Source organism: Paenarthrobacter sp. CM16 (genome assembly GCF_013179505.1).
In the GTDB taxonomy this organism is placed as follows: domain Bacteria; phylum Actinomycetota; class Actinomycetes; order Actinomycetales; family Micrococcaceae; genus Arthrobacter.
In genome coordinates this window covers 1-10,147 of record NZ_JABMCX010000175.1, presented here as the reverse complement: position 1 = coordinate 10,147, position 10,147 = coordinate 1, and the positions used below count along the sequence as shown (strand labels likewise).

The 10,147-nt window shown below is 64.1% G+C and carries 11 protein-coding genes, 1 tRNA gene and 1 riboswitch; of the genes, 5 read left to right on the top strand and 7 right to left on the bottom strand.

The annotated features are described in order from the left end of the window. The 3 genes from HP499_RS15375 to HP499_RS15365 all read left to right on the top strand — a co-directional run. The coding region (locus HP499_RS15375) for a cell wall metabolism sensor histidine kinase WalK (protein WP_172325096.1) at positions 1–903 on the top strand (903 nt) is incomplete at its 5' end. A 75-nt stretch (positions 904–978) separates the two neighbouring features. After that, a riboswitch (cyclic di-AMP (ydaO/yuaA leader) is annotated at positions 979–1,166 on the top strand. 3 nt (positions 1,167–1,169) lie between these two features. After that, the gene (locus tag HP499_RS15370) at positions 1,170–2,012 is read left to right on the top strand and encodes a hypothetical protein (RefSeq protein WP_172325094.1); all 843 of its coding nucleotides are present in this window, start codon (positions 1,170–1,172) and stop codon (positions 2,010–2,012) included. 170 nt (positions 2,013–2,182) lie between these two features. Next, on the top strand, positions 2,183–3,187 hold the full coding sequence (locus HP499_RS15365; protein ID WP_172325092.1) for a dolichyl-phosphate beta-glucosyltransferase: 1,005 nt from the start codon (positions 2,183–2,185) through the stop codon (positions 3,185–3,187). Here the strand turns inward: HP499_RS15365 and HP499_RS15360 are convergent. From HP499_RS15360 to upp, 4 genes are all read right to left on the bottom strand, one after another. Further along, positions 3,184–4,575 (bottom strand): aminotransferase class V-fold PLP-dependent enzyme, encoded by a 1,392-nt coding sequence (locus HP499_RS15360; RefSeq protein ID WP_172325089.1) that lies wholly within the window; start codon positions 4,573–4,575, stop codon positions 3,184–3,186. The two genes, HP499_RS15365 and HP499_RS15360, sit on opposite strands and share 4 nt — an antisense overlap. Positions 4,576–4,640: 65 nt before the next feature. After that, positions 4,641–5,324: an HAD-IA family hydrolase gene (locus tag HP499_RS15355; RefSeq protein ID WP_172325087.1), complete on the bottom strand. Its 684-nt coding sequence runs from the start codon at positions 5,322–5,324 to the stop codon at positions 4,641–4,643. A 45-nt stretch (positions 5,325–5,369) separates the two neighbouring features. Then, positions 5,370–5,747, bottom strand: coding sequence for a glyoxalase superfamily protein (locus tag HP499_RS15350; protein ID WP_026542237.1), 378 nt, complete (start codon positions 5,745–5,747; stop codon positions 5,370–5,372). 60 nt (positions 5,748–5,807) lie between these two features. Further along, positions 5,808–6,443: a uracil phosphoribosyltransferase gene (upp, locus tag HP499_RS15345; protein WP_026542238.1), complete on the bottom strand. Its 636-nt coding sequence runs from the start codon at positions 6,441–6,443 to the stop codon at positions 5,808–5,810. A gap of 22 nt (positions 6,444–6,465) precedes the next feature. Here upp and HP499_RS15340 point away from each other — a divergent pair, with 22 nt between their 5' ends. Continuing rightward, complete coding sequence (locus HP499_RS15340) at positions 6,466–6,978, top strand: nucleoside deaminase (RefSeq protein WP_172325085.1); 513 nt, start codon at positions 6,466–6,468, stop codon at positions 6,976–6,978. Here the strand turns inward: HP499_RS15340 and HP499_RS15335 are convergent. The 3 genes from HP499_RS15335 to HP499_RS15325 are packed head-to-tail and all read right to left on the bottom strand — an operon-like array spanning position 6,975 to position 9,392. After that, positions 6,975–7,976, bottom strand: coding sequence for a glycosyltransferase family 4 protein (locus HP499_RS15335; RefSeq protein WP_172325083.1), 1,002 nt, complete (start codon positions 7,974–7,976; stop codon positions 6,975–6,977). The genes HP499_RS15340 and HP499_RS15335 overlap by 4 nt on opposite strands. Beyond that, entirely contained in the window at positions 7,977–8,375 is a 399-nt protein-coding gene (locus tag HP499_RS15330; RefSeq protein ID WP_172325081.1) for a 6-carboxytetrahydropterin synthase, read from the bottom strand. Positions 8,376–8,378: 3 nt separating this feature from the next. Beyond that, the gene (locus HP499_RS15325; protein WP_172325079.1) at positions 8,379–9,392 is read right to left on the bottom strand and encodes a zinc-binding alcohol dehydrogenase; all 1,014 of its coding nucleotides are present in this window, start codon (positions 9,390–9,392) and stop codon (positions 8,379–8,381) included. A 138-nt stretch (positions 9,393–9,530) separates the two neighbouring features. Between HP499_RS15325 and HP499_RS15320 the strand changes: the two genes are divergently transcribed. Then, a tRNA-Ser gene (locus HP499_RS15320) sits at positions 9,531–9,620 on the top strand. Positions 9,621–10,147 lie beyond the last annotated feature (527 nt).

Below are 10,147 nucleotides of genomic sequence, written 5' to 3'. Positions count from 1 at the left end.
GAGCAGCTCTCCGAGGTGGCCACGAAAGTTTCGCGACTACCGCTCGACGCCGGCGAGGTGGCACTTGCGGTGCGCGTACCGCCGTCGGCCTCTCATCCCGGAACGGAAGTGGGCAGCGTAGGCCATGCGCTGAACCTGATGCTGAACAACGTCTCCAGCGCCCTGGAAGCCCGCCAGGAAAGCGAAACCAAGGTGCGCCAGTTCGTCGCGGATGCCTCACACGAGCTCCGGACGCCGCTCACTGCCATCCGCGGTTACACCGAGCTGCTGAGGATGACCGAAAGCTTCACTGACGACGGCCGCAAGTCCCTGGCCCGCGTGCAAAGCCAGTCAGAGCGGATGACAACGCTGGTAGAGGATCTCTTGCTGCTCGCCAGGTTGGACGAGGGCCAAGCGATCAAGGTTACAGACGTGGAACTCACCCAGTTGGTGATCGAAACGGTCAGTGACGTGAAGGTCATGGCGCCGGATCACATATGGCAACTGCAACTGCCGGACGAACCCGTCACGGTCCGCGGCGACTCCACCCAGCTGCACCAGGTCCTGGCCAATCTTTTGTCCAATGCCCGCAAACACACCGATCCCGGCACTACCGTGGTTACGGCCGTCATGCTGTCCGCCGATGGCAGCGCAGTGGTGACCGTGACAGACAACGGGCCGGGCATTCCAGAGGATTTCCAAGGTCGGATCTTCTCCCGCTTTGCCCGGGCGGATGCCGCGAGATCGGGGTCTGAAGGGACGTCGGGGCTGGGTTTGTCGATCGTGGAATCCATCGTGGAAGCACACGGCGGTAGCGTGGAGGTCACGTCGCGTCCGGGTCGAACCGAATTCGCCCTGCGACTACCAACCGTCACCGCCGAAGAGATGTACCGAACTCGGCAAGGCGACTCACCGGCGTCGTGATCTCTGTTACCTAAATGTGACTTCTGCGAATTCCTCCTGTACCGTCGAAAGGGTGGGTCGCCCCAACTGGCCCGCATCCGGGATGCGCCGAGCTCTGCCACTTCCCGGAGTCCGTTCTTACTCCGAGGCAGAGACGGGGGACCCAGAGTCTCCGGGCCCAGGCATTTATGCCGGACCCTTGGGGTGAAGCCGCAGCGACACGCGCGGCCGGATGACCTCATCCGAACCCGACAGCTAACTCCGCAGGCGCTGAGAGGTAATCACACATGTCTGAATTTAACGATCAGACGCGCCCTTCCGCGCGTCACCGCGATGAGCACAACGCACCGTTGACCAAGTCGCAAACCGTCCTCAAGAACGCTGCCCGCCAGGGTAAGTCCGGCCACCGCATGTCGGTTGTCGCCGGCGTCGTGGCCGCTGCGCTGGGCGTCGCTTCGCTCGGTACTGCTGCCAACGCCACCCTGAACCTCCCTGAGGCGAGCCGCGTTGCAGAGACCCAGGCTGCTGCCCAGGTCAGCACCAACAAGACAGCCGAAATCTCCGCTTCCTTGGACGCAGCCGCCGCAAAGGGCGCTGCTGACCGGGCCGCTGTGGACAAGGCCGCTGCTGAAAAGGCTGCCGCCGAGAAGGCCGCAGCCGACCAGGCCGCTGCTGAAAAGGCTGCCGCCGAGAAGGCCGCCGCCGATCAGGCTGCTGCGGAGAAGGCAGCCGCTGATGCTGCAGCCAAGCAGGCCGCCGACGCCGCGGCAGCAACTGCCGCCGCCGCTGCCGAAGCTGCTGCCGCCGCCCCGAAGGCCGTGGATGACCCCGCCGCCGCCAAAGCCTACGCTGCCAGCATCCTCGGCAACTATGGCTGGAGCGCCAGCGAAATGACTGCGCTGAACACCCTGTGGGAGAAGGAATCCAACTGGAGGACCACTGCCACGAACGCTTCCAGCGGCGCTTACGGCATTGTCCAGTCCCTGCCTGCTTCCAAGATGGCCACTGCCGGTTCTGACTGGCAGACCAACTACCAGACCCAGATCAAGTGGGGCCTGAACTACATCAAGGAGCGCTACGGATCCCCGTCGGCCGCCCTGGGCTTCCACCTGGCCAACAACTGGTACTAAGCCACACTGCCTGAGGACCGCGCCGGTTGCCGCCGTTCGCACCAGTACCCACTGGAGCGAATGGCGGGAACCGGCGCGGTTTTCTGTTTTCACAGGTGACCGCCGTAGCTCACAGTGGCGTCACAGCTCGCGCCTAAAGCACTCATAATCGGCGGGGCCATTCTGAAGACATGACGCTCACAAATCCCACCACCAGCGCTCCTCCGCGAGGGCTGCCCCCCGCGCGCTTCGGTGGCGGGGCGGCAACTTCTTTACAGCAGGACCTTGCAGGGCCACAACCCCGACGCTCCCCCATTGACACCCGTGCTGCCGTTCCTGTCCTGGACGTCACCCTTCCCGTCGCCAACGAGGAAGCCCGTTTGGAACGGAACCTGCGTAGGCTTCACTGGCATCTCACCGACTCGTTTCCCCACAGCTTCCGCATTACGGTTGCGGATAACTGCAGCACGGACAACACCCTGAGGATCGCAGAGCGCTTGGCCCGCGAGCTCCCTGAAGTGGTGGTGGTGCGATTCCAGCAAAGGGGGCGTGGAAACGCACTCCGCCGCCTCTGGCAGGTCTCGCCGTCACCCGTGCTCGCCTATATGGAAGCAGACCTTTCCACGGACTTGTCGGCCCTGGCTCCCCTGATTGCACCGCTGCTTTCGGGCCATTCGGATATCGCCGTCGGCACGCGGCTGGCACGGAGCTCACAGGCGGCCCGCAGTCCCCAGCGCGGATTCATCTCCCGAAGCTACAACGCCCTGCTCCGCGCCGTCCTGGGCACACGCATTTCCGATGCCCAGTGCGGGTTCAAGGCCGTCCGTGCCGACGTCGTGCACCACATCCTTCCATTGACCAAGGACGATGGCTGGTTCTTCGATACCGAACTCCTGGTGATCGCCGAACGGTGCGGACTGCGCGTTCATGAAGTACCCGTCGACTGGACCGACGATCCCACCTCAAGTGTCGACGTCGTACGCACTGCGTTTGCTGATCTGCGCGGCCTGGTGCGCTTGGCTCGCGACCTTGGCAGCGGGCGTGTCCCTTACATGGAGGTGCGCAGGGAGATCGGCCGGACACCGGCGTCGGGAACGGCGGCGTCGCGTCTGGGACCGCTTCTGCGTTTGGTTGGTTGGGCCGCAATTTTCGCAGGGGCATACACAATGCTGCACTTCCTCCACGTCATCGGCTAAGCCTCCGGCTCGGCCTCCACCGCACCCCTCACAGCGGCAATGGACGCCGCAACATCGCCGGCATCCGTGGTCCAGTTGCTCACTGAGATCCTGAGGATTTCACGGCCACGCCACGAGGACCCGGACATCCACACCGCGCCCTCGGCCATCAACCGTTGCGTGACACGGTGTGTACGGTCATCGCTGCCGAAGCTCACCGAGACCTGGGTGAAAACGACGTCGTTGAGCACCTCGACACCCGGGATGGCAGCCAGGCCCTCGGCCAACGCCCGGGCATTTGCGGCGAGCCGCTCCACCATGGCGATCACCCCGGAGCGTCCCAGTTGGCGGAGCGCGGCCCAGACAGGGATGCCCCTGGCACGGCGGGACATCTCCGGGACCTTTTCGAAGGGATCCCCCGGCCCGGCATCAGTGGCAATCAGATAGCTGGTGTGGACACTGAAAGCCCTTCGCAAAGCTTCGGGGCGGGCCACGATTGCCAGGCCACAGTCGTACGGGACGTTCAACGTCTTGTGCGCATCCGTTGCCCACGAGTCCGCCTCTTCCACTCCTGCCAGCCGGCCCCGCAACGTTGGGCTCACAGCGGCCCACAAACCGAACGCCCCATCCACGTGCACCCACGCCCCCCGGTCATGTGCCACCGCAATGGCTTCCTCCATGGGATCAAAAGCGCCGGAATGCAGGTTTCCCGCTTGGAGACAGACCAGCGAAGGCCCGGGCTGCTGATCCATGGCCTCGGCAAGCGCGTCTGGGAAAATCCGTCCTTCGTCGTCGGCATCTACGGGGACGCACGCACCCAAGCCGAGATACCGCAACGCCAAATCCACTGCGGCGTGGCGCTCCCGGCCGGCAAAGGTGGTGATGCGCGGGGCGCCGGTCAACCCAAGAGCCTCCAGGTCCCAGCCTGCCTCGTCCATCAAGTACTGGCGCCCGGCCGCCAGCCCCACGAAGTTCGCGGTGGTGGCACCGGTGGTGAATCCGACGTCGGCACTTGCGGGCAGTCCCAAGAGTTCCAGCAGCCACGCGGCGGCAGATTCCTCGATCGCGGCAGCGGCAGGGGTGGCGAACCGAAGCCCCGTGTTCTGGTCCCACGCCGAAACAAGCCAATCTGCGGCCATGGCCGCAGGCAGGGTTCCGCCCATGACCCACCCAAAGAACCGTCCTGACTGGATCGCCATGAGGCCCGGCTCAGCCAGCGCCGCGAGCTCATCAACTACCTCGGCGGCATCGGTGGCTTCCTCCGGCAGGCGCGACAGGATGCTCTTGGCTACCTGATCGGCATCGGAGGACGGGCGGACTGAACGTGTTGGGACCGACGCAAGCCAGTCACCGGCGTGGACCATGGCCCGCTCCAGTGCCGCACCGTACGCCTCCGGCATCGCAGACATGCGCACAGCCTACGCCCGGTCTGCAGTATGGAACAGTCTTTCGCCCCGCGGTACCAGCTGAGGCACTAGAGGGTCAGCGTGATGAGGTGCCCGCCGTCGTCGTCCTTGACAGCGGTGACGGTCACGGCCGAGTAGTCCGGAATCCGCCACATGCCCGGCTCCAGGTCCGAATTGTGCCCGGCAGCGGCCTTGCCCACCACCACGGTCCGCATCCCCGCCGCGCGCGCAGCAGCGATCCCGGCGGGTGCGTCTTCGAAAACCACGACGTCGGCCGGGTCGGCTCCCAGGAGCGCCGCCGCCTTCAGATAGCCCTCCGGATGCGGCTTGCCACGGCTAACGGACTCCGCCGTCACAGCAGTGGATGGCATGGTGAGTCCGGCCGCCTGCATGCGGATATCGGCAAGGATTTGATCTGCTGAGGTGACTAAGGCGATGGCGTCATCCGGGAGGCCCGCCAGCAGGGCTTCAGCACCGGGAAGGGCAATCACGCCGTCCGTCCGGGAACGTTCCATCTCGCCAAGTTCGGCCGTCAGCGCTGCGAAGTCGGCCCCTGCCGGGGCGTAGCGCCGCACGGTATCGCCTGCTTGGACACCGTGGGATGTGCGGAGGATTTCGTTGTAATCCAGGCCGTAGCGCTCGGCGAACTCGAGCCACACCTGTTCCACGACGGCCGTGGAATCCACCAGCGTGCCGTCCATGTCGAAGAGGACGGCACGGACAGTCAGCACGGGTGCGGCAGGATGGCTCATGGTTCCATCCTGCCGCACGCTCATGGGGTGGTGCTGAAGTGTGACTTAGCCATTGGGCCGCTGTGGGAGGTACTGCACCGCCCACTGGTTGCCATCCGGGTCAGCAAAGTACACAAAGTGACCCCAGTCCTGGACGTCGACGTCGCTGACGTCCACGCCGTTGGCCTTGAGGTGCTCGTGGGCCTTGTTGATGTCCGCCACCACCACTTGCAGGTTGGGAGCCGAACCCGGAGGGGCGTCCGTGAGGCCCTCGCCGATAGCGATGGAACACGCAGAACCCGGCGGCGTCAGTTGCACGAAGCGGATGCCGTCCGTGGGACGCTCATCGAAATCGGCGTTGAAACCGACCTTGTTGACGTAGAAGTCCTTCGCGCGATCGACGTCGGAGACAGGGACAAATACCAGTTCAAGTTTCCAGTCCATGCGCCACAGGCTAACGGGCTGGGTGGGAAACCGGTAGGGGTCAATCGTTCCCTGTGAAGACTAGCCAGCCACGCCGTAGAGGCGGTCTCCGGCGTCGCCCAGGCCCGGCACGATGTACGACTTCTCGTTGAGTTTCTCGTCAATCGATGCAAGGACAATGTTGACGTTTGCGTCCGAGAGTTCCTCTTCCAGCTTGGCCAGGCCCTCGGGAGCGGCCAGCAGGCAGATGCAGGTGACGTCCGAAGCGCCGCGCTTGAAGAGGAACTTGATGGCCTCACGCAGGGTGCCGCCGGTAGCGAGCATAGGGTCCAGGACAAAGATCTGGCGGCCGGTGAGGTCCTCGGGGAGGCGCTCGGCGTAGGTGATGATGTCCAGGGTTTCTTCGTCGCGGGCCATGCCCAGGAAGCCCACCTCGGCGGTGGGGACCAGCTTGGTCATGCCCTCGAGCATGCCGAGGCCTGCGCGCAGGATGGGAACCACCAGCGGCGTGGGCTTGGTGAAAGCCGTGCCGATGGTCTTGGTGACAGGGGTCTCGATCTCCACTGGCTGCGTCTTGACCTCGCGGGTGGCTTCGTAGGCCAGGAGGGTGACGAGTTCTTCAGTGAGTTGCCGGAAGACCGGTGAAGGGGTGTTCTTATCCCGCAGAACGGTGAGCTTGTGGGCGACCAGCGGGTGATCCACGACGAGTGTGCGCATCCCCCAAAACTATCATTGAGACATGAGCGCCACCGAGCCGTATCACGCAGACCACATGGCCTGGATGGGCCTTGCCCTGGACGAGGCCCGGTTGGCGCTGAAAACGGACGACGTACCTATTGGCGCGGTGGTGTTAGGGCCCGACGGCGGCGTGCTGGGTTCCGGACGCAATGAACGTGAGGCGCATGGGGACCCGACCGCCCACGCGGAAGTGGTGGCCATTCGTCAGGCGGCTGCTTCTCTGCGGGAGCGAGCTCAGGCTGCGGGTGGCTCGGGTGACGGTTGGCGGCTTGAGGACTGCACCCTGGTGGTGACCCTTGAGCCGTGTGCCATGTGTGCCGGTGCCATTGTCCTGGCGCGTATCCCCAGAGTGGTGTTTGGTGCGTGGGACGAGAAAGCGGGAGCAGTGGGATCAGTGTTCGATATCCTCCGCGAGCGCCGCCTCAACCACTGGGTGGAGGTCTATGCGGGTGTCCGTGAAGAGGAATGCGCGGCGCTTCTCAGGGAGTTCTTCGCCTCTCACCGGCTGCCCTAGTTCGGTGGGCTTTGGAGGGCCCTCATTACGGTGGCGGCAGTGGTGTCCCAGCCGGGGAGGTGCTCGCGGGCCTGAATTGCATTGTTGCGCCAGGATTGTTGCAGGCCGGGATCGCTGAGCCAACTCCGGAGGGAATTGGTCAAGGCCCCCTCCTGTGTCAGCTCCAGCGCTTCCCCCGCTCCTGTTTGGCCGAGCGCCTCCACGGCGCCGGTCCCCTGCCGGACAACCACAGGAACGCCGTGAGCCAGCGATTCCGTCACCACCATCCCGAAGGATTCCGATCGGGAAACAAGGACGCTGAGGTCAGCTTGTTGCCACTGGTCCTCGAGGGTGTTGCCGCTCAACTCGCCCGTGATGCTGATGCGGTCCTCAAGCCTGTAATGCTCGACGGCGGCCCGCACCTCCGCGGCGTACGCCGGGTCAGCGTGCTCCGAGCCGATGAGGGCGGCCTCCCACTCAAGGTCCTGCAAGCTGGCGAGGGCTTCGACCAAGAGTGTCTGACTCTTGTTCGGCAGCAGTGCGGCCACGGCTACGATGCGCGGCGGCTGCGATCCCTGGGCGGGGTTTGCTTTGTCGGCCCCCGGCGTTGCGATGACGATGGTCTGCGGGCCGTGCCTCGCCTCGAGCTCAGCGGCGGAGTGGGAACTGGGGCAGATGATTCCGGTTGCGGCGGCCAGCGCCTTGGCTTCAAGCTCGCCATGGTCCGCCAACGCCATATGGGACAGGATCCAGACTTTGGTTCCTTTGCCCACGGCGCCGGCGACCTCCTCCGGCGCCCCACTCGCCACCAAGCCGTCGGCAATCACCGTTGTGCCGCCGTCGAGCGCTTCCGCGAATCGCTGCTTGTCCGCCGGGCTCCCAACCGGCCAGTCGCCGTCGACCCTTAAGGTCTCAACGTCCGCGCCCAGGACGGTCAGATGCTCGGCGAGCTTGGCGTTGTACTTGTTGCCGCCGGAGCCGTGCCTGACGTTCCCCGGGACAAGGAAGCGGATGCGCACCTACTTGACCGGGAGCTCCAGCGAGTAACCGGCCCAGGCGTCGGGGTTTTCACGGAGGACGACGTCGATGCCGCTGAGGGCCGGGCCATCATCTGTGTCCTGGATCCGGGTGGCCATGGCATCGGCGATGTGCTTGGCCAGTGCCTCGGTGGTGGAGAGCTTGCCCTTGAATGCCGGGTGCTCATCGAGGTTCTTGTAGTTCAGGTCCTCCAGGATTTCCTCAAGGATGCCGCCCGCTGCGCCAATGTCCAGAACGATTGCGTCGTCATTGAGATCCGGGCGACGGAAACTGACTTCGGCCACAAACGTTGCACCATGGAGGCCCTGGGCAGGGCCGAACGCTTCGCGGGGAAGGCTGTGGGCGATCATGAAGTGGCGTCGGACGGTCAGGCTGAACATGTACTAATCCTCCGGGGTGGGATAGGCGACCACGTGGCAGAAACCGCCGGGCCGTTCGAACAATTTAACAAGTGTGGTGGGCAGGTTCCGGAACTGGCATTCGCTGGTCAGGAATGTGTCGAACAGCGGGTCTTTCAGTTCCCTTGCCGCTTGCTCGAGTCGTTGGGCGTTGGTGCGCCTGTGCCGTCGCGGGAGGGCCACTGCGCCCACCTGGCTGGAGCGGATGTTCAGGCGGCGGGCATGGAAGTCCTCGCCGAGCGGCAGGGTAACTTCCTTATCGGCGAACCAGGAAAGCTCGATGACGTCGGAGTCATCGCCGGCCAGTTGCAGGCTCAACTTGAGGCCGTCGTCGGACGCGGAGCAGTGGAAAACGATGTCGTTGTCGCTTTTTGCAACCTCTGGTTCGGCGAACTCGACGTTGATGGTTTCCGCCAGCTTTCGCTTCTCCGGATCCGCGTCCACCAACTGCAGGCGGCTCAGCGGATACTTCTGCAGCAGCGTCGCCAGGACGCCGCCCACCAAACCACCACCGACGACGGCGACCCGGTCACCCAGCCTCGGTCCGGCTTCCCAGAGTGCGTTGATGGCGACCTCAACGATGCCCGTGAGCACCGCGCGGCGGGCAGGGACGTCCTCGGGGATTGCGGTGAGTTGACTGGTGGGGATCACGTAGAAGTCCTGATGGGGGTGCAGGCTGAAGACTGTTTTCCCCAGCCATTCGTCCGGGCCTTCTTCCACAACCCCCACGTTCAGATAGCCGTACTTCACCGGGCCCGGGAAGTCGCCCTCCTGGTGCGGAGCCTGCATCAGGTCAGCCACGCGCTCCGGGACCCGGCCTTCGTGGACCACGCGCTCCGTGCCCCGACTGACGCCTGAGTACAAGGTCCTGACGAGGGCTTCGCCTTCTTGCCTTGCCGGCAGGGCTTCCTGGCGCAGCTCACCATCGCCCGTCTCAGTGACCCAGTAGGCGTGGGCTTCGTGCCCGTGTTTCCGTTCGTGTTCCTGCGAAATCGTCATGATGCTTACGAATCTATCGGTGCGGAGCTGTGGACGGAAGTTGGCGTGGATTGAAGGGTACGCCACCTGCCTTTTGGGGAGGGTCCAGAGGGGCTCGTTTTGGGGAACGGGGCCAATCTCGGGTAGCCTATTTCAGTTGGTGACGTGTCCGAGCGGCCGAAGGTGCAACACTCGAAATGTTGTTTGGTGTAAAAGCCAACGTGGGTTCAAATCCCACCGTCACCGCCAATGAGAAAGGCCCTGCTTCCCTTTGTTTATGAGGGAGGCGGGGCCTTTCTTCATGTCTGGAAGGGTCTTGCGGAAACGCAGCGGTAAAAAGATTTTTGGTGATGTCTCGTACCGTAGCCGGAGAATAGCTCACAAGCTCTAGCGCCATGCGTCCGGCCGGAGGGTGGTAGGAGTCATGACCAAGGCATCCGGTTGCCCCTCAGATGAGACACCTCCTCCCGATGGCCAACAGATGGTTCAGGCATCATGGACCAACGTCACCTTCGAGGAGTTCGCCACTAAACGAACCACCTTCTTCAATAACAATTCCGACGCTCTCTGGAACCCCTGGGAAGACGAGGATCCAGACGCGGCAGCACGAGCAGAAGGGGTCGTTGGTGAACGGCATCTACTCGCACCGGGCCCGACTATGTCGCATGAGAGCAGGATCTGTACTTCGAGTCCGCGGCCCGTTTCGCAGCGGATTCGGCTCGGCAAAGACGAGACTTGAGGCGTTACGTCTTCAGGGCTGCCGTGGAACGCTCAAC

Coding starts and splice junctions, on each gene's coding strand:
- HP499_RS15370 (WP_172325094.1), top strand. CDS start 1,170: ATGTCTGAATTTAACGATCAGACGCGCCCTTCCGCGCGTCACCGCGAT.
- HP499_RS15365 (WP_172325092.1), top strand. CDS start 2,183: ATGACGCTCACAAATCCCACCACCAGCGCTCCTCCGCGAGGGCTGCCC.
- HP499_RS15360 (WP_172325089.1), bottom strand. CDS start 4,575: ATGTCTGCGATGCCGGAGGCGTACGGTGCGGCACTGGAGCGGGCCATG.
- HP499_RS15355 (WP_172325087.1), bottom strand. CDS start 5,324: ATGAGCCATCCTGCCGCACCCGTGCTGACTGTCCGTGCCGTCCTCTTC.
- HP499_RS15350 (WP_026542237.1), bottom strand. CDS start 5,747: ATGGACTGGAAACTTGAACTGGTATTTGTCCCTGTCTCCGACGTCGAT.
- upp (WP_026542238.1), bottom strand. CDS start 6,443: ATGCGCACACTCGTCGTGGATCACCCGCTGGTCGCCCACAAGCTCACC.
- HP499_RS15340 (WP_172325085.1), top strand. CDS start 6,466: ATGAGCGCCACCGAGCCGTATCACGCAGACCACATGGCCTGGATGGGC.
- HP499_RS15330 (WP_172325081.1), bottom strand. CDS start 8,375: ATGTTCAGCCTGACCGTCCGACGCCACTTCATGATCGCCCACAGCCTT.
- HP499_RS15325 (WP_172325079.1), bottom strand. CDS start 9,392: ATGACGATTTCGCAGGAACACGAACGGAAACACGGGCACGAAGCCCAC.